Source organism: Saccharopolyspora pogona, assembly GCF_014697215.1.
GTDB lineage: Bacteria > Actinomycetota > Actinomycetes > Mycobacteriales > Pseudonocardiaceae > Saccharopolyspora > Saccharopolyspora hattusasensis.
Genome location: NZ_CP031142.1, coordinates 494,160 through 510,939, shown reverse-complemented (window position 1 = coordinate 510,939; position 16,780 = coordinate 494,160). Strand labels below are relative to the sequence as shown.

Sequence of the window (16,780 nt, the reverse complement as noted above, 5' to 3'; positions counted from 1 at the left end):
GCCAGTCCCCCCGCCCCCTTTGCCGGCGCCGTTGTCGCCGACGTCGTGGACGTTGTCGAGCCTCCGCGATGATCTTCCGTGGTACGAGCAACCGGCATTGTCTGTTGGCGTCCGCGACTCCGAAACAGGCGCGCTCGCCTGGCAGGACCAACCGCCGATGTTTCCGGCGAACGGCACCAACGCGGAGCCCGTCGACTACTGGTTGGGCGGACTGCACCACACGCCGATGGACGCACACACGGAAGTACCGATCGACCTCGTCCTACGGGCCGTTGACGAGTACGTGCGCACGGGCGAGCGGCCGGCATGTGTCGAGTGGATCGAGGCATCATGAACCGGAGCTAGACATGGCGAAGCGCCCCGACCTCCCCCGCGAAGCGAGTAACACGGGGAGCCGGGGCGCTTCGAGTGCCCGGCGCAGCCATACCGGGCGTATGCAGCCGGGGGAGCCTACTCGGCGGGCTGTGTCGGCGGCGTCGCCGGGACAAGTGGCGCCGTTCACGCGCCACGCCCCGGAGCGCGGCGGCGGAGCCGTTCCTCCCGACGCCGCGCCTCCGCCTTGGGCGCCTCCCTCCGCTGACCAGGAGGAAGGTGCCCTTCGGTCCAGTGATCAGGCGTCGACTCGATCCGCTGGCTCGGCCGGCTTCGGCGAGCGGCGGATGAACCGGCTCCACAGCGGGAACGTGAGCAGGACCGCCGTGATCGCGTAGACCGCGATCGCCAACGGCGAGTTCACCAGACCCGTCAGGTCGCCGTCGCTGATCTGCAGCGCTCGGCGCATCTGCAGTTCCGCCGTCGGCCCGAGGATCACGCCGATGATCGCCGGCAGCACCGGCAGGCCGAAGCGGCGCATCGCGAAACCGATCGCCCCGATGATGAACAGCAGCAGCAGGTCCAACGGCTGACCGCTGATCGCGTAGGCCCCGACGCTGGCAAAGAACAGGATGCCCGCGTACAGGTACGGCCGCGGGACCTGCAGCAGCTTGGCCCACACCGGCGCCATCGGCAGGTTGATCACCAGCAGCAGCACCAGACCGACGAACATGCTCGCGATCAGCGCCCACACCAGATCCGACTCGCGCTGGAACAGCAGCGGGCCGGGCTGGATGCCGTACTGCTGGAACGCCGCCAGCATCACCGCGGCCACCGAGGTGGTCGGCAACCCGAGGGTGAGCATCGTGACCATGGTGCCCGCCGCGCTGGAAAGCGAGGTGGCCTCCGGTCCGGCCACACCCTCGATCGCGCCCTTGCTGCCCCAGCCTCCCTTGCGCCGGGACAGCTGCTTCTCGACGGTGTAGGACAGGAAGGTGGGCACTTCCGCCCCACCGACCGGGATCGCGCCGAAGGGGAAGCCGATCAGCGGGCCGCGCAGCCACGGCTTCCACGCCCGCCGCAGGTCCTGCCGGGACATCCACGGCCTGCCGACCGGGATGGGCTTCTCCTGGGTGTGCCGCAGGTGCGCGGCGACCCAAAGCGACTCGCCGACGGCGAAGAGCCCGACCGCGACGAGCACCACGTCGATGCCGTCGACCAGCTGCAGGGTGCCGAACGTCAGGCGGGCCTGGCCGCTCATCTGGTCGAGCCCGATCAGCCCGATGGTCAACCCGATCAGCAGCGAGGCGAACCCGCGGATCCGCGAACTGCCCAGCACGGTCGAGGTTGCCGCGAACGCCAGCACCATGAACGCGAAGTAGTCGGGCGCGCCGATGTTGACCGCGTAGCCCGCGATGACCGGTGCCAGCAGCACCAGCAGGGTGAGGCCGACCAGGCCGCCGAAGAAGTGGCCGACGGCCGCGGCGGCCAGGGCTTGCGCCCCTCTGCCGTTCTTGGCCATCTTGTTGCCTTCGATCGCCACCACGACGGCGGCGCTCTCACCTGGCGTGTTGAGCAGGATCGAGGTGGTCGATCCGCCGAACATCCCGCCGAAGTAGATGCCGGCGAACATGATGAACGCCCCGGTGGGGTCCAGCGTGTAGGTGACCGGCAGCAGCAGCGCCACCGCCATCGCCGGGCCGATGCCCGGCAGCACGCCGACCGCGGTGCCCAGCACCACGCCGATCGCTGCGAACAGCAGGTGCTGCGGAGTCAGGGCGGTGGCGAAACCGCCCATGAGGTTCGACAGGTCCATCGGTTACAGCACCCCCATCAGCGGGCCACCGGGCAGCGGGACTCCGAGAAGTTCGTTGAACGTCAGCCACGTCAGCACCGAGAGGGCGGCGGCGATCAGCGGATCCCGCACGAGGCTGCGGCTGCCCAGCGCGTAGGCCGCGCCCCAGAACATGATCGCCGCCGACGCCGGGAACCCGATGATGTTGATCAGTGCCGCGTTGAGCAGGAAGAAACCGGACAGCAGCAGCAGGGTGCGCCAGTCGGTCGGCGCGTCGAGGTCGACGTCCTCGCCGGCCTCGGCCTCACCGCGACCGCCGCGGAGCACGTCCCGCGCCAGCAGCACCGACACCAGCAACAGCAGCGAACCGACCACCACCGGCACCGCCTTCGGCCCGACCGGGCCGCGCTGCGCGAAATCGGTGGGGATCAGGGCCGCGTCGACGAGCACGAGCACGCCCACCGCGAGCAGCAGCACGCAGATGCCCAGCTCGGAATACCGGCGCCACCAGCCGCCACGCTCCGCACCGGTCGGAGCCACGGTCTTGTCCACAGTGGAACTCATGCGGCACCCAACTCCTTCAGCACCGACGCGACGCGGTCGTTCTCGGACTTCAGGAACGCCCCGAAGTCATCTCCGGTCTGGAAGGCGTCGGTCCACCCGTTCAGCCGCATCGCCTGCTGCCACTGCTCGCTGGTGTGCAGCTTGCTGAACATCGCGATCAGCTTTGCCCGCTCCTGCTCGCTGATTCCCGGCGGTGCGACGACGCCGCGCCAGTTCGTGAAGCTGACGTTCACACCGGATTCCTGCAGTGTCGGGGCGTCGATGCCGGGCACGCGCTCCGGGCTGGTCACCGCCAGCGCCCGCAGCTCACCGGCCGCGATCTGGTCGCGGGTCTCGCCGATCCCGGAGACGCCGAAGGCGACCTTGCTGCCGAGCACCGAGGCCATCAGCTCGCCGCCACCGTCGAACGGCACGTAGTTGACCTGCGTGGCGGACAGGCCGATCGCCTTCGCGGTCAGCATCGGCGCCAGGTGGTCCGGTCCGCCGGGCGAGGAGCCGCCGCCGACGGGAACCGCGCCGGGGTTGGCCTTCCACGCCTCGATCAGCTGGGCGAGGTTCTGGTAGGGGGAGTCCTTGGCCACGACGATGACGTCGGATTCCTCGGTCAGCTTCGCGATCGGCGTGGTGTCGTTCAGCGACACCGGTGAGTGGTTGGTGTACACCGAGCCCACCACGCCCAGGCCCATCGACATCACCAGCGCGCCGTTGCCGGCCTCGCTGACCAACCGGCCCAAGCCGACCGTGCCGCCCGCACCGGGCAGGTTGAACACCTCGGCCGGACCGTTGAGGCCGGCGTCCTCGATCGCCTTGACCGCCGTGCGCGCGGTGATGTCGTAACCACCACCCGGCGTGTTGGGCACCATGACCCGCAGGCCGCGGATCTGCGTGCCCGGCTCGTCACCTCCCGCGCCGACCAGGGGAGGCACCAGCAGCACCATAAGCGCGGCACCCAGCACCGCCATCCCGACTTTCAACTTCCGCATCATCACCTCACTGTGAGCCCGGCCTCGCGACCGGATGGTGGGTGATCCTGCCCCACGATCTGGCGCACAGTCTCGCTTACGCGCGTATCGGAATTTGTGGAAGTTCTGTCACCAGTCGTTCGGGAGGTGGCGCGTTGCGGGCTGCGGCATCGACTCTCAGGTGGCCTCGACGTCGAAGGGCGGCCGCTCGCCCGGGCGCAGGAAACCAGGCCGTTCAACGGAATTCGCCGCGGCATTCGTCGGCTGGCCGGCGAGCGTTGTGGTGGGGCGAGCGTCGTCGAGCAGGTAGTTCGCGACCGCGCGCCGCGGGTCGAGGCCGCGCAGCTCGTTGAGCTGCCGCAGGGGCTCGCGCAGATCGCGGTACTCGTCGCCCAGTTCCGACCGGAGCTGCTGCTGCGCATCCGCGGCGAACCCGCGCACCTGCCGCATCGTCCGGCCCGCCCACGCGGCGGCCTCGGGCAGCTTCTCCGGGCCGAGGATGAACAAGCCTGCGAGCAGCAGGACGGCGAGGTGTTCCAAACTCATGCTGACCTTCTCCGCAGAAGGACCGTCGCAGTCACGGTACACCCGCGCCGGCGACGGGCCGCCTCGCACATTAGTTGACGCAAGGCACGCCACCAGCGGTGATGGCGTCCCCGCCCGGTGTCGGGGGCGCTTGGTGCGCGGCGCCGTCCAGCCGGAGAGCCGGGGCGGGCGCGAGGTTTGGGGCAGATCATCCAAAGTGGATCTTTCGACGACCCCGCAACAGGCGATGTTCATCTCTCGTTCGTCAGTCCTCGTGGCTCGCCGCGCCACCGGCGAAATCCGGTCTGCCCGATGTCGACCACAGTGGATGAACTCGACGCGATGCAGATGCGGGCGCGTCCGCAGGACAAGTCTGTCCTACCTGCGCTTCTCGTCGTTCGTGCCAGTGTCCAGAACTGCCGGAACAAGATCCAGATAGCGGATTTGTCCTGGTCAGGAATCGAACGGGCACCCCGGGACCGGCCGGGTTCGGGTATACACTGCACCCTGTTGAGAAACGACGGGTCACCTGATCTCACGGGGGCCGGTACGCCGCAGATCCCCGCATCGGCCGCCCGCTCGGCCGGCGGCGTCGTCGCAGGGCTCAGGTGTCCACGACAGCGAATGGAAGTGCACCCATGGGTTCGCTCAGTGCCTGGCACTGGCTGATCGTGCTCGCCGCGGTCCTGCTGCTGTTCGGATCGGCGAAGCTGCCGCAGATGGCGCGCTCGCTCGGCCAGTCCGCCCGCGTGCTCAAGGCCGAAGCTCGCGGCCTGAAGGAGGACGAGCAGGCCACCTCCCGGCCCACCACCGAGCAGGACCGGCTGGACACCGGCAAGCCCAGCCCGCAGCAGGCCGACGACAAGCAGCAGGTCGACGACAAGCAGCGCAACGACCCCAAGAACTGACGGGTCCTCCCCGGCCGGGTTCGACCCGGCGCGCGAGGAGGACCGCCGGCAGTACCGGCTTCCGGCCCCGGCCGCCCACGGCGGCCGGGGCCGTCGCGCGTCGGCCGGGCTCAGCCACGGCGGAAGCGTTCGGCCAGCACCGGGTCGTCCTCCAACCACAGGCCGCTGCGCGCGGCGGGCTCGTCGCTGCGCTCGGCGTCCGTCGCGTCCGCCGCGTCGAGCTCCCGGTCGACCTCGGCGGCCTCCTCGGCGTCGTCGCGCTTCCACTGCCGCATCAGGGCGCCGAGGAACGGCAGCCCGGCGAGGTCACCACCGATCCACACCACGCCCGCGGCGATGATCTGGTCGGTGCGCATGCTCGGGCCCCAGCTCCGCGCCAACGCCTCGTAGTAGTGCGGCGCGCGCAGCGGCCCGAGCCAGAGCACCAGCCCCAGCACGCCGTCGAAGATGACTTCCGCGAGCGAGATCCCGAACGACACGATGTGCGGGTCGCCGCGGGGCGTCGGGTCGACGCGCAACCGGGTCCAGAAGTAGATGAAACCGGCGAGCACCAACACCACGTGCATCACCGTATCGACCACCGACGAACGCAGGGTCAGTTCGTACAGCGGCGTCAGGTACAGCGCGAACGGCACCCCCACGAGCAGGACGGTGACCACCCCGGGGAACGTCAGCACCCTTGCGGGCCGCGACCGGATGCCCGCGCTCACCCGCTCGGCCAGCCGCGGCGGCCCGCTGGGGCTGAGCAGCAAAAGCGGCGCTCCCGTGCCACGAATTCCCCATCATCGGTGCGGCGTCGGTCAGCCTGTCCACCGCGGACGCCATCGGCGACGTTCTGGGCCTGCGACACTCGTTGCACCGCAGCGGTCGAGGGGCCCATCGGCCCTAGCGGGTGTTGTTCGCGCTCGCGACCCTCTTCCTCAGCGGGCTTCAGGTTCGCCGGTAGCACCGAACGCGGGTGGTGGGCACGCGCGACGACCGCAGGGAGGCACCGGATGCGCCAGGAGAGACCCAAGCGGCACGACCGGTCCGAAGACGAGGTACCTGAGCCGACGCCCAGCGGCCAGGACCGCCGCGACGAGCTCGACGACACCACCGATGCCATGTTGGACGAGATCGACGATGTCCTCGAGGAGAACGCCGCCGAGTTCGTGCGCTCGTACATCCAGAAAGGCGGCGAGTGACCGCACCGGCATCGGCTCGTCGTCGCCCCGGAATCGTTTCCGCCATGCGCCTCGTACGGCTGGGCGATATGGGTGGTTCCCGGTGACAGTCCACACTGTTCTGTCCGCGACCCGCCGTGATGCCCGCTGGCAAGCCTTCTGCCGGAAGTCCACCCGTCACCGGGCGGTCGCTGGGGAGGCACACTGGAGGAAAGGCTGAGTCCGGCGGGTTGCGGGGTGCGGTCATGCGCGGAACGGTCCCGGTGGGGCGAGTAGCTGGGGTGCGCATTGGGCTGCACTGGAGCGTGCTCGGCATCGTCGTCCTGGTCGCCGCCGGATTGGCCGTCTACCAGCTGCCGCTGGCGTTTCCCGGGCACTCCTCGCTCGGCTACGCGCTGGCCGGGGTCGCCGCCGCGGTCCTCCTGGTCGCCTCGCTGCTGGCGCACGAACTCGCGCACGCGATCGTGGCCCTCCGCAACGGCGTCGCCGTCGAGGGCATCACGCTGTGGCTGCTGGGCGGTATCGCCCGGCTGCGGGGCGAAGCGCGCAGCCCCGGCGCTGACCTGCGCATATCTATCGTCGGGCCCGCAACCAGCGCGGCCGTGGGCGTGGTCTTCGGCGCGCTGGCCTGGGGCGTGGCCCGGTCGGACGCGAGCGACCTGATCGTCGGGGTGCTGACCTACCTGGCCCTGCTGAACCTCGTGCTGGCGGTGTTCAACCTCGTTCCGGCGGCTCCGCTGGACGGTGGCCGCGTGCTGCGCGCGGCGCTGTGGCGGTGGCGCGGGGACCGGTTCAAAGCGGCCGTGTGGTCGGCGCGCGCCGGGCTCGGGCTCGGCTACCTGCTCATCGCCGCCGGATTCGCGCAGTTGATCACTCAGGGGGCCGCCGGACTGTGGTGGGTCCTGCTGGGGTTGTTCATCACGAACGTGGCCTTCGCCGAGGAGCGCCAGGCCCGCGTGGGGTTGGCCCTGGCCGGAGTGCGGGTGCGGGATGTGATGTCGCATCCGGTCGAGGCGGTGGACGGCCGGTTGACGGTCGGCGATTTCCTGGTCCGCGAACGCGGGCACGCCAGCTTCCCGGTGCTGCTCGAGGACGGCAGCGTCGGCGGATTGGTCTCCCTCCGCCGCGTCCGCTCCCTAGCCGCGCACGACCGACCGACGACCGCCCTGCGCGACGCCGCCTGCCCGATGGACCGCGTGCCCACCGCGGCACCGGACGAGCCCCTGGCAGCGGTCCTGCCCCGGCTGTCCGAGTCCACCGACGGCCGCATCCTGGTCTTCGACGACGGCAGGTTGGTGGGCATCGTGTCGCCGTCGGACATCAGCAGGACCGTCGTGGCGCACGGTCTCGAAGTCGCCCTGCCCGCAGCCGTTGAACGCGAAGCGAACCGGAAAGCCCCGCCGTCGAACTGGTGGTATCCCGGCCAGCCGCACTCCCGCTGACCGGCGGCGTTCACAGTGCCTGTTCGAGGCGGTGCCGGACGGCTTCGGCGGACCGCGCCAGCACTTGCGTCGAGAGCACATCCACCGGTGTGGGGCCGGTGAGCAGGCGAGCCGACTCTGGTAGCCACCGCAGGTCTCGCGTGAACCGGCGCTGCGCGGTCTGGACCGGCTCCGGCTGAGCGGCCCGCACGCCACCGCACACGACGGGCTGTAGGAGCGGTTCGCGCCCAGCTGGGGCCTCTTCGGTGCGCAGCGCGAGCAGATCGGGTTGTCCGGGTTCGCCGCGGTAGACCTGCTTGGCGCCGGGTGCGGTCAGCTTTCCCGCGGACAGCTTCATCACCGGCGTTCCGCCGTATTCGACCAGCTTGTAGGCGCTGTCCAGGGACGGCGCGTCAGCGGACACCCCCATGCGGGTGCCCACGCCGAACAGATCGATCGGCGTGGCGGCGAGTTCCGCGAGCGCGTGTTCGTCGAGCCCGCCGCTGGCCATGATCCGAGCGCTGGTCAGCCCGGCGTCGTCGAGCAGCTGGCGCGCTTGCACCGCCAGGTCGCCGAGGTCGCCGGAGTCCAGCCGGATCCCGATGCGGCTACCGGCCGGCAGGTCCTCGGCGACCTCGATCGCCGTGCACACGCCGCGCAGGGTGTCGTAGGTGTCGACCAAAAACACCGTGGCATCCGGGAAATCGGCGGCGAACGCCCGGAACGCGGTGCGCTCGTCGGGGAACGCTTCGACGTAGGAGTGCGCCATCGTGCCAGCGGCCACCAGTCCGAACTCGCGTGCGGCGGCCACGTAGCTGGTGCCCGCGAATCCAGCGATGGCCGAGGCACGAGCGACCGCCCGGGCGGCCTCCAGACCGTGGGTTCGGCGGGCGGCGAAATCGACCAGATCCGCTTGCGGTGCGGCGATCCGGCACCGCGCCGCCTTGGCCGCCACCGACGACTGGAACGTCACGAAGTTCAGCAGAGCCGTCTCCACCAGCTGCGCCTGCGGCAGCGGCGCCGTCACTTCCAGGAAGGGCTCACCGGCGAAGACCACCCGCCCTTCGGGCACGGCCCACACGTCACCGGTGAAGCGCAGCTCCGACAACGACGCCAGGTCGCTTTCCTCCAGGTGCACGACGTCGCCGAGGTACGTCAGGTCGTCGGCGCTGAAATGCAGCCGCGCCAGGAAGTCCAGGCAGTCGGCGAGTCCGGCCGCGACGAGAAAACCGCGTTCGGGCGGGAGTTTCCGCGCGAACAAGCTGAAGGTCGCCGGGGACGTCATGTCCCGGCGCAGGTAGCTGGCCGCCATCCTGAGCTCGTACAAATCGGTGCGCAGACCCGTCATGGCCGTCGTCACCTCTCAGCCATGAGCCGACGGATCCTCCGACCGTCGCGCAGCCCGCACGCCGTCTGCAAGGGGAGATGGTCACCGGACGCGAGTTGCTCGTGGGAGCCGTGTGAGCGGCGTTCGTGGCGTGGCGCAACGGCGGTGAGAACAGAGGACCTTCGGCCGCATGACTGCACCCCCTCCGCCCGCAACGCTCGGTGAACATCCCGTTCACCGAGGCCGCCGGGAGGAATCGATGAGTGAAGGCCACGAGATGCGCTGGGGCGGGCTGGCGGGCCTCGCTTCGCTCGTGCTCGCCATCGTGGCGGGCATCCTGCTCCGCGGCGCTCCCAGGATCACCGCCTCCAGCGACACGATCGCCTTGTACCTGACCAACTCGCGCGACGTGATCATGGCCGCGGCCGTGCTCTACGCCGCCGCCTTGGCCTTGTTCGTGTGGTTCGGTGCCACTCTCGCCACCGCGTTCAGGCTGGCCGATCCGAACAGCGACGCCCCCGCGGTCGTGCTGGCGGGCTTCGTGCTCACCGGCACCATCGGGTTCCTCGGGGTATCGATCCTCGGCGGTGCGGCCTACGCGTTGACCGCGCATCCCATGCTGATCGGTCTCGCCTCCGCGCCCTACAGCGCGGTGGCCGTCGTGGGCACGCTCGCGGGAATGGCCGTCGCCCTGCCGCTGGCGGCATGCGCCGCCGCCATCGCGCGGACCGGGGTTCTCCCGCAGTGGGCGGCGTGGTTCTCCGGATTCGTCGCCGTCATCCGGATCCTCGGCGCACTCACCGTCCTCGGCGGAGCCGGCGCGATCGCTCCCGGCGGCGTGCTGGCCACCTACCTCCCCGGTGGGCTGACCGCGCTGTGGATCGTGGTGCTCAGCGGTTTGCTCGTGCGCGAGCACCTGCCCGAGATCCAACCACGACGGCGTGCGCCCGGCCCGGCATGAGTCCACTGTGGAGGCGCTGGAGAACACCTCACCCACCAGGGTTTCCGGAGCTACATGCACAAGTCCCGGGTGGAGTGGGCCCAGCCGTTCAGCCTGGTGTTCCTGCTCATCGTCGGGGCGGGCACGTTCTCCCTGGACGCCCGCCTTTCGCGGCCATCCGCGAGAACCGAATAGCGACCAGGTCCGGGGCGGGAAATCGTCGTCCCCCCACGGTGGGTTGGCGTTCACCGCCTTCGACCCCGATGCCAGTGGGACCGTGTTGCGGGTCGGCATCGAGGGGTGTCGTCTGGTCGTGCGAACCGCTACCTTCCATTTCCACGCGCGACGGGATGTGCATCCGCCCCTAGCTAGGGAGTGGCCGTGTACCAACCGATCCTCGATCCGCTGTTCGGCTCCCTCGGCTGGAGCGCCCTTGCGGCTTCACTACCGCTGCTCGTGCTGTTCGCCCTGCTCGGCGTCGTCCGCATGACGGCCTGGAAGGCGTCGCTGACCGCGCTGGTCGTGGCTCTGGCGGTCGCCATCTTCATCTACCCGATGCCAGTGGACCAGGCTGTACTGTCCGCGGCGCTGGGCGCGGCGTTCGGGTTCTTCCCGATCCTGTGGATCGTCATCAACGCCATCTGGATCTACAACATGACCGTCACCACGGGTCATTTCGACGTGCTGCAGCGCTCGTTCTCCCAGGTCAGCGACGACCGACGCATCCAGGCCATGATCATCGCGTTCTGCTTCGGGGCGCTGCTGGAGGCGCTGGCCGGGTTCGGCACCCCGGTGGCGATCACCACCGTGATGCTGCTGGCGCTGGGGTTCAGCCCGATCACATCCGCGGTGGTCTCGCTGGTGGCCAACACCGCTCCCGTCGCCTTCGGGGCACTGGCGGCGCCGCTGGTGACGCTCGCCAGCGTCACCGGGCTGCCGCTGGCGGAGCTCGGGGCGATGACCGGTAGGCAGACGCCGCTGCTGGCCGTGTTCGTGCCCGTGGTGCTCGTCGGGATCATCGACGGGATGCGCGGCGTGCGTCAGACGCTGCCCGCCACGCTCGTGTGCGGGGTGAGCTTCGCGGTCACCCAGTTCGTCGCGGCCAACTACGTCTCCGTGCCGCTGACCGACATCATCGCCGCGCTCGTCGCGGCCGGCGCCACCGTCCTGCTGCTGCGGGTGTGGGAGCCCGTCGGGGCCACCACCCAACCGGTGGCGAGGACGGACTCCCATGCCGCGGTGTTCCGCTCCTACCTCCCTACCTGATCATCATCGCCGTCTTCGTGATCGGCCAGATCGGCGCCGTCGCCCACCTGCTGGACTCCGTCACGATCAAGTTCGACTGGCCGGGCCTGGACATCCGCAACCCCGCCGGCCAGCAGCTGTCCCTGGTCGAGTTCAAGTTCAACTGGCTCACCAGCGCCGGGACGCTGCTGCTGATCGCGGGACTACTGACCGTTCCGGCGATCGGCATCGCGCCGCGGCGGGCGCTGTCCCGCTACGCCGACACCTACGTGCAGCTGAAGTGGCCGATCGTCACCGTGATGTCGGTGCTGGCGATCGCCTACGTCATGAACGCCTCCGGGCAGACCGCCACGCTCGGCACCTGGATGGCGGCGGTGGGCGGGCTGTTCGCCCTGATCTCGCCGATCCTCGGATGGCTCGGCGTCGCCGTCACCGGCTCCGACACCTCGTCGAACTCGCTGTTCGGGGCGTTGCAGGTGACGGCCGCGCAGCGGGCCGGCATCGATCCGCTGCTGGCTGCCGCCGCGAACGGCTCCGGGGGCGTGCTCGGCAAGATGATCTCGCCGCAGAACCTGGCCATCGCCGCCGGGGCGGTCGGCATGGCGGGCCGGGAGGGCGACATCTTCCGCCGGGTGCTGCCGTGGAGCATCGGCTTCCTGGCCCTGATGTGCGTGCTCGTCTACCTGCAGTCCCTGCCGGTCCTGGCCTGGATGGTCGTCTGACCGCCGCTGATCGCCCCCGATCCGGCGTGGATGTTCGCGGGCCGCTTGGATACGGCGGCGGAACGGAAGTCGAACAATCCCTTAACGGCGGGCGAGAGGATGTCGCCCGCCGGCCCGCGAGCACGACTTGGCGCCGGGGATCTTCCATAGGATGGGCTGGGCGGCGACTCCGCCAACGGGCGGTGTCGGCTGCTGCCCGAATGTGATTGGTGCGCTGGGGTGAGGATGGAAGATCAGGCCACGACGACCAGGGCGAGCGCGGCCGAGCGGGTCGGCGACCTGCTCACCTCGTGGGTCGACCGGTTCCCGGCCTGGCTTCGCCGCGTGGTCTCCCGCGAGTTCGTCGGCTTCGCGATCCTGGGCGGGTTCACCTTCCTGATCGACCTCGCCATCCTGGCGTCGCTGCGCGCTTGGACCCCGTTGCCGCTGCCGGTCGCCGTGACCGTGTCGTACGTGTTCGCCTTCGGGCTGAACTTCATGCTCAACCGAAAGGTCAACTTCCGGTCGCACGCCCCGGTCGGCGGCCAGGTCCTCCGCTACGCGATGGTCGTCGTCTGCGACTACGGGCTCACCATTGGCGTGACCACGGGGGTTGCCGCGCTGGGCGTCGACTTCCGGCTGGCCAGGCTGGTCGCCGGGGCGTGCGTAGCGCTGTTCACCTACACCGCCTCCCGCCGGTGGGTGTTCCGCCAGGAGGAACGCGACCGGCCTGGCTCGGCGCCCGAACCCGACGAAGCCCGCTGACGTACGTCCACTGAGGACGATGTGACGAAGCCCCAGTCAGAGCCGCACACGCGCTCCGAACCGGCCAGCAGCCCTGCATCGTGCGTCAGGTCGCCGTTCTCCCCTGATTCCCAGCACCCACACGCCACCTGAATACCTACTGTTTTTCGGGCCACGGTCACGTAATCGTCACACGCACATTGCACTTGCAACTCGAACTCGACGCGAATCCCCACCGACCAAAGCCGGTGGCCCACTCGTCACGTTTCATTGATGGACGATCGGCCACGCGGCGAAGACGATCGGCACACGCCTGGCGAGCGGCGGGTTCCCGAGCGGGGCCCCGGCGACCACACCGAAGGGACCGACATGCATCTCCAAGGGGAATCGGCCGTCGCCGAGGCCCACCGCCCGGGCACTCCGTACCACCTGCTCGCGCGCACCTCGGCACACCGCTGGTGGCGACCGGTGGTCGGCCTCGTGCTGTTCCCCGTGCTCGCGATGGCGTTGATGCTGCTGGTCTACAGCGTCGCCATGGTCCTGGCCTTCGCGGTAGGCGTCGGGATGGATGCGGAACTGGGCTTCGCGGATCCGTTGTGGAACTTCGCGCTCGGCTTCGTCTCGATCGCCGTCGTCCTGCCCGTCGTCCTCCTGATCGCGAGGACGACGCAGCGCCGACCGGTGGGCACGTTGTCCAGTGTGGAGGGACGACTGCGTTGGCGGTGGATGGCCTACTGCGCCAGGTGGGCTTTCCTGGGCTTCGTCCTGGTCACCGCCGTCGACCTCGTCCTAAACGGGTGGGACGCCACGTCGTGGCCGGGGTGGCTGACGTTCCTGGCGGTGGTCGCCATCTCGGTGGCGGTCATCCCCGTGCAGGCCGCCACCGAGGAATACGTCTGCCGCGGCTGGCTCGTGCAGACCTTCGCGTCCTGGGCCCGCACGCCGTGGCCCGGTGCGGTGGCCAGTTCGTTGCTGTTCATCGTACTGCACGACTACACCGAACCGTTCGTGGTCGTCGACCTCTTCGTCTTCGCGATGGCCATGTGCTGGCTGACCATCCGCACCGGAGGGCTGGAGGCGGCGATCGCCCTGCACGTGGCGAACAACCTCACCTTCGCCCTTGCCGCCGCGCCCCACGGGGTGCCGAGCCTGGACCAGAGCGGCTCCTACGACGTGTGGGACGTCCTGCCGAGCACGCTCATCACCGTGGTCTACACGTGGTGGATCGACCGGCGTGCCCGCCGCCTTGGCATCACCTCGACGGCCCCCAATCCCGTTTCGTTCGCGGACCCGCCGGGAACGCCTCCCGGGCACTCGGGCACTGGCGCGGCCTGACGGGCTCAGGCCCTGGTGGTAAGCACCACCGAGCCAGCGGTGCCACTGTGCTGAGAAATCCGCTTTGGCACCCCCATGATCGCCCACGAGTGCATCGGGCACGTAGGCGACGACCGGCACATCGACTACGACTTCGTCACCAACCTGGACGCGCGGTGCCAAGGAAACAGCGTGTACCAGTGCTTCCCCCGGCAAACCGGCCGCCTGCACGTGCGGGTCGAAGCGGTCACACCCGACCAATGCCCGGAGGCGCACCACAGCCAGGAGAACCGCTGAGCAAACAGACGCACACGCGATGCTCTGCCCGGGCTCCTGACCCTGCGGCCTGCCAGCCGACTGCGCACTCCGGTAGCCAGTGTTGGCCAAGCCAGGCTTCACGGCCTTCCTTCAACGCCACGACAACGATCACAGCGCGGCGATCCGCGGACTGCGCCAACCCCAGCTCAACCACCAAATCCGCGAACCGCGCCGCACCATCGGCCAGTCGCCGCGCGATCGTCGACCGCGTGCCATCCGACAGGTGTGGAACAGCGCCACCTCTGCATCCAGTCCACTCGTCGCCGATTCCGGCGTGTGGACTGAAGGTGCTCTTCGTGCGGTCAGCGTCGCTGCGCCTCCACCAGCCAGTTGGCCGAGTCGTAGAGCACACCGCGATCGGTGCAGTGCTCGGTCAGGCTCGTCCGCAGGTCGTCGAGAGCTCGTTCCCTGCCATCCGCGTCGAGGCCGTCGAGCAGGCCGGCGAACTGGCCCGAGATGAAATCGCAGGCGTCGTCGACGTCGCGGCCGAAGTACATCGGCTCGTTGAGACCGCGCAACCGAACGCCGGAGAGCCCGGCCGAGGTCAGCAGCGCCCGCACCCGGTCGGGGTCGCCGAAGGAGAACGGCGGCGGCCCCGGCAGATCCCGGCCGGAGGCCAGCACCGTCCGGAAGGCGCTGATCCACTCGTTGCGCTCGATGGGCTGCCAGACCAGCAGGACCATCCGCCCGCCCCTGCGTATGGCGCGCACGACGTTCTCGAAAGCCGCTGCGGGATCGCCGAAGAACATCACGCCATGCCGGCTGACCGCGACGTCGAAGTGCGCCTCGGGGAACTCGTGGATCTGGGCGTCTGCTTGCAGAAAGGTCGCATTCGCCACCTGCTCCCGCTTCGCCCGCCCGCGTGCGAGCTCGACCATCTGCGAGGAGAGGTCCACGCCCAGCGCAGCGCCGGTGGCCGCCCGGCGGGCGGCGTCGCGGGTCGTCTGCCCGGTCCCGCACCCGATGTCCAGCACGGTCGAAGCTGGACCGATCTCCGCCGCGTCGAGGAACTGGTCGTGGTAGCGGGCGACGCCTTCGTCGATGCGGTCGGCGCGGGCGGTCCAGTGGTCGCCCTGGGCGCCGTCCCAGGCGCGAAGCTGCTCGACGTTGGATGAATCGACCTGCACTGCAAGACGCTCGTTCACCAGACCCCCAAGTCCGAATCAACGCTGGAAGAGACGCGACCAAGCACTGTACCTGGTGCGTCACTGCAAGTGATGGCGATCGCTCACGAACGCCCGCAGCGGAGTGGGTTCGCGCCAGCGCGGCGCAAAAAGTCCTTGCGCCAGCCCGACGACCCAGTTGCCCAAGGAGACCTTCCCGGGAAATGCGGTCAGCCGAAGGTGATGAGTTGGCGGGCGACCTCGCCCTTCTTCAGGGTCTCGTAGGCCTGGTTGATGTCGTCGAGGGTGGTCGTGCCGCTGACCATCGAGTCGAGGTCGAGCTTGCCCGCGAGGTACATGTCGACGTAGCGGGGCATGTCGACGCGGAACCGGTTGGATCCCATCGAGGAGCCCTGGATCTTGCGCTCGCGGAGGAACGAGAAGCCGTCCAGGGAGATCTTCTCGCCGAAGGGGATCATGCCGATGATCGTCGCCGTCCCGCCGGGGCGGAGCATCTGGAAGCTCTGCTCGGCGGCGCTGGCCAGCCCGACCGCTTCGAACGAGTAGTGCACACCGCCCGAGGTCAACTCGGGCACCGCCTCCACAGCGCCAAGAAGCGTTCGACGTGGTGGTTGAACAGCTCGGGCTCTTCTAGGTTCGTGACGTGGCCGGTCTTGGGCAGCACGACCAGTCCGCTGCGCGGGATGGTCCGCTTGAGCATCAGGTCGGTCTCCAGCACTCGGTCGTCCTCGTCACCGGCGACGATCAGCGCGGGCACGTCCATTGCGGCCAGTTCCGCCCGCAGGTCGTAAAACGACGGGCGGGCCTTCTGCACGCCGCGCATCGTCAGGGCCGCGCCGACCGGGTCGTGCTCGGCGAGCGCCGCGACGTGTTCGGCGTGCCCGCGCGGGTCCTTGTTCTCGAACTGCACGCGGGTGGGCCGAAGCCGTACCACTTGGCGGTCTCCGCCGGGCCTTCGGTGTCGAAGGACACCGCGATCTTCTCGGATTCCGCGCGGAACTCCTCCCGGGCTTCGGGGTGCGCGCCGTAACCGCACCCGGCGATGACCAGCGACCGAGCCCGCTCGGGGTAGCGGAGTCCGAAGTGGAGCGTGCAGAACCCGCCCATCGAGTTGCCGACGACGTGCGCGCGGTACGCGCCGATCGCATCCAGCACCGTTACCAGGTCGTCGACCGCGCGGTACTGGCCGTAGCGCTCCGGCTCGGTAGGTACGTCCGACGGCGGGTAGCCGCGCGCCGCGTACACGACGCAGCGGCACCGGCGGGCGAAATGCCGGACCTGCGGTTCCCACGAGCGGTGGTCCCCGCCGAACTCGTGCACGAAGATCAGCGGCACCCCGGAGCCGCTTTCCTCGTAGTGCAGGCGTATTCCGTCGTCGGTGGTAGCGAATGGCACCCCGAACCTCCCACTTGGGACC

20 protein-coding genes are annotated in these 16,780 nt (G+C 69.6%); 10 read left to right on the top strand and 10 right to left on the bottom strand.

Translation table 11 applies throughout. The features are described 5' to 3' along the window. The first annotated feature begins 19 nt into the window (after nucleotides 1–19). Nucleotides 20–334 (top strand): Imm1 family immunity protein, encoded by a 315-nt coding sequence (locus DL519_RS01785; RefSeq protein ID WP_317891340.1) that lies wholly within the window; start codon nucleotides 20–22, stop codon nucleotides 332–334. Between the two features lie 276 nt (nucleotides 335–610). Here DL519_RS01785 and DL519_RS01780 read toward each other — a convergent pair whose 3' ends face one another. From DL519_RS01780 to DL519_RS01765, 4 genes are all read right to left on the bottom strand, one after another. Continuing rightward, nucleotides 611–2,128, bottom strand: coding sequence for a tripartite tricarboxylate transporter permease (locus DL519_RS01780; RefSeq protein ID WP_190812599.1), 1,518 nt, complete (start codon nucleotides 2,126–2,128; stop codon nucleotides 611–613). Nucleotides 2,129–2,131: 3 nt separating this feature from the next. Next, nucleotides 2,132–2,671, bottom strand: coding sequence for a tripartite tricarboxylate transporter TctB family protein (locus DL519_RS01775; RefSeq protein ID WP_190812598.1), 540 nt, complete (start codon nucleotides 2,669–2,671; stop codon nucleotides 2,132–2,134). Next, complete coding sequence (locus DL519_RS01770; RefSeq protein ID WP_190823692.1) at nucleotides 2,668–3,654, bottom strand: Bug family tripartite tricarboxylate transporter substrate binding protein; 987 nt, start codon at nucleotides 3,652–3,654, stop codon at nucleotides 2,668–2,670. The genes DL519_RS01775 and DL519_RS01770 overlap by 4 nt, the downstream gene beginning before the upstream one ends. 156 nt (nucleotides 3,655–3,810) lie before the next feature. Then, nucleotides 3,811–4,179, bottom strand: a complete 369-nt coding sequence (locus DL519_RS01765) for a twin-arginine translocase TatA/TatE family subunit (protein ID WP_190812597.1) — start codon at nucleotides 4,177–4,179, stop codon at nucleotides 3,811–3,813. Between the two features lie 617 nt (nucleotides 4,180–4,796). Here DL519_RS01765 and tatA point away from each other — a divergent pair. Further along, a complete protein-coding gene (gene tatA, locus DL519_RS01760; RefSeq protein WP_190812596.1) occupies nucleotides 4,797–5,066 on the top strand; it encodes a Sec-independent protein translocase subunit TatA in 270 nt (89 codons plus the stop codon). 110 nt (nucleotides 5,067–5,176) lie between these two features. On the opposite strand, the gene DL519_RS01755 is transcribed toward tatA, so the two are convergent. Further along, nucleotides 5,177–5,818 carry a cytochrome c oxidase assembly protein gene (locus DL519_RS01755; protein WP_223838342.1) on the bottom strand — a complete coding sequence of 214 codons (642 nt, stop codon included), beginning with the start codon at nucleotides 5,816–5,818 and terminating at the stop codon, nucleotides 5,177–5,179. A 243-nt stretch (nucleotides 5,819–6,061) separates the two neighbouring features. Between DL519_RS01755 and DL519_RS01750 the strand changes: the two genes are divergently transcribed. Both DL519_RS01750 and DL519_RS01745 read left to right on the top strand, forming a co-directional pair. Then, on the top strand, nucleotides 6,062–6,250 hold the full coding sequence (locus tag DL519_RS01750) for a ubiquitin-like protein Pup (RefSeq protein ID WP_190812595.1): 189 nt from the start codon (nucleotides 6,062–6,064) through the stop codon (nucleotides 6,248–6,250). Nucleotides 6,251–6,474: 224 nt separating this feature from the next. Continuing rightward, nucleotides 6,475–7,671, top strand: coding sequence for a site-2 protease family protein (locus DL519_RS01745; RefSeq protein ID WP_190812594.1), 1,197 nt, complete (start codon nucleotides 6,475–6,477; stop codon nucleotides 7,669–7,671). Between the two features lie 10 nt (nucleotides 7,672–7,681). Here the strand turns inward: DL519_RS01745 and DL519_RS01740 are convergent, their stop codons facing one another. Continuing rightward, nucleotides 7,682–8,998: a nicotinate phosphoribosyltransferase gene (locus DL519_RS01740; RefSeq protein ID WP_190812593.1), complete on the bottom strand. Its 1,317-nt coding sequence runs from the start codon at nucleotides 8,996–8,998 to the stop codon at nucleotides 7,682–7,684. Nucleotides 8,999–9,236: 238 nt separating this feature from the next. Here DL519_RS01740 and DL519_RS01735 point away from each other — a divergent pair, with 238 nt between their 5' ends. From DL519_RS01735 to DL519_RS01715, 6 genes are all read left to right on the top strand, one after another. Then, a complete protein-coding gene (locus tag DL519_RS01735; protein ID WP_190812592.1) occupies nucleotides 9,237–9,938 on the top strand; it encodes a hypothetical protein in 702 nt (233 codons plus the stop codon). A gap of 360 nt (nucleotides 9,939–10,298) precedes the next feature. Then, entirely contained in the window at nucleotides 10,299–11,183 is an 885-nt protein-coding gene (locus DL519_RS48280) for an L-lactate permease (RefSeq protein WP_263399551.1), read from the top strand. Between the two features lie 17 nt (nucleotides 11,184–11,200). Beyond that, on the top strand, nucleotides 11,201–11,884 hold the full coding sequence (locus DL519_RS48275) for an L-lactate permease (RefSeq protein ID WP_263399550.1): 684 nt from the start codon (nucleotides 11,201–11,203) through the stop codon (nucleotides 11,882–11,884). Nucleotides 11,885–12,109: 225 nt separating this feature from the next. Beyond that, complete coding sequence (locus tag DL519_RS01725; protein ID WP_190823690.1) at nucleotides 12,110–12,628, top strand: GtrA family protein; 519 nt, start codon at nucleotides 12,110–12,112, stop codon at nucleotides 12,626–12,628. Between the two features lie 252 nt (nucleotides 12,629–12,880). Further along, nucleotides 12,881–13,942 (top strand): CPBP family intramembrane glutamic endopeptidase, encoded by a 1,062-nt coding sequence (locus DL519_RS01720; protein ID WP_190812591.1) that lies wholly within the window; start codon nucleotides 12,881–12,883, stop codon nucleotides 13,940–13,942. A 75-nt stretch (nucleotides 13,943–14,017) separates the two neighbouring features. Then, entirely contained in the window at nucleotides 14,018–14,218 is a 201-nt protein-coding gene (locus DL519_RS01715; protein ID WP_190812590.1) for a hypothetical protein, read from the top strand. A gap of 323 nt (nucleotides 14,219–14,541) precedes the next feature. Here the strand turns inward: DL519_RS01715 and DL519_RS01710 are convergent, their stop codons facing one another. The 4 genes from DL519_RS01710 to DL519_RS01700 form a co-directional block, all read right to left on the bottom strand. Beyond that, nucleotides 14,542–15,366, bottom strand: a complete 825-nt coding sequence (locus DL519_RS01710; protein ID WP_190812589.1) for a class I SAM-dependent methyltransferase — start codon at nucleotides 15,364–15,366, stop codon at nucleotides 14,542–14,544. Between the two features lie 206 nt (nucleotides 15,367–15,572). Then, on the bottom strand, nucleotides 15,573–15,938 hold the full coding sequence (locus tag DL519_RS01705; protein ID WP_223838341.1) for a zinc-binding dehydrogenase: 366 nt from the start codon (nucleotides 15,936–15,938) through the stop codon (nucleotides 15,573–15,575). Continuing rightward, a complete protein-coding gene (locus tag DL519_RS45400; protein ID WP_223838340.1) occupies nucleotides 15,926–16,177 on the bottom strand; it encodes an alpha/beta fold hydrolase in 252 nt (83 codons plus the stop codon). The genes DL519_RS01705 and DL519_RS45400 overlap by 13 nt, the downstream gene beginning before the upstream one ends. Nucleotides 16,178–16,188: 11 nt before the next feature. Further along, nucleotides 16,189–16,758 (bottom strand): alpha/beta fold hydrolase, encoded by a 570-nt coding sequence (locus tag DL519_RS01700; RefSeq protein ID WP_223838339.1) that lies wholly within the window; start codon nucleotides 16,756–16,758, stop codon nucleotides 16,189–16,191. Nucleotides 16,759–16,780 lie beyond the last annotated feature (22 nt).

What these genes read in the sequence shown, in the direction of transcription:
- DL519_RS01780 (WP_190812599.1), bottom strand. Translation starts at nt 2,128, where the DNA reads ATGGACCTGTCGAACCTCATGGGCGGTTTCGCCACCGCCCTGACTCCG.
- DL519_RS01775 (WP_190812598.1), bottom strand. Translation starts at nt 2,671, where the DNA reads ATGAGTTCCACTGTGGACAAGACCGTGGCTCCGACCGGTGCGGAGCGT.
- DL519_RS01770 (WP_190823692.1), bottom strand. Translation starts at nt 3,654, where the DNA reads ATGCGGAAGTTGAAAGTCGGGATGGCGGTGCTGGGTGCCGCGCTTATG.
- DL519_RS01765 (WP_190812597.1), bottom strand. Translation starts at nt 4,179, where the DNA reads ATGAGTTTGGAACACCTCGCCGTCCTGCTGCTCGCAGGCTTGTTCATC.
- tatA (WP_190812596.1), top strand. Translation starts at nt 4,797, where the DNA reads ATGGGTTCGCTCAGTGCCTGGCACTGGCTGATCGTGCTCGCCGCGGTC.
- DL519_RS01750 (WP_190812595.1), top strand. Translation starts at nt 6,062, where the DNA reads ATGCGCCAGGAGAGACCCAAGCGGCACGACCGGTCCGAAGACGAGGTA.
- DL519_RS01745 (WP_190812594.1), top strand. Translation starts at nt 6,475, where the DNA reads ATGCGCGGAACGGTCCCGGTGGGGCGAGTAGCTGGGGTGCGCATTGGG.
- DL519_RS01740 (WP_190812593.1), bottom strand. Translation starts at nt 8,998, where the DNA reads ATGACGGGTCTGCGCACCGATTTGTACGAGCTCAGGATGGCGGCCAGC.
- DL519_RS01735 (WP_190812592.1), top strand. Translation starts at nt 9,237, where the DNA reads ATGAGTGAAGGCCACGAGATGCGCTGGGGCGGGCTGGCGGGCCTCGCT.
- DL519_RS01725 (WP_190823690.1), top strand. Translation starts at nt 12,110, where the DNA reads ATGGAAGATCAGGCCACGACGACCAGGGCGAGCGCGGCCGAGCGGGTC.
- DL519_RS01720 (WP_190812591.1), top strand. Translation starts at nt 12,881, where the DNA reads ATGGACGATCGGCCACGCGGCGAAGACGATCGGCACACGCCTGGCGAG.
- DL519_RS01715 (WP_190812590.1), top strand. Translation starts at nt 14,018, where the DNA reads ATGATCGCCCACGAGTGCATCGGGCACGTAGGCGACGACCGGCACATC.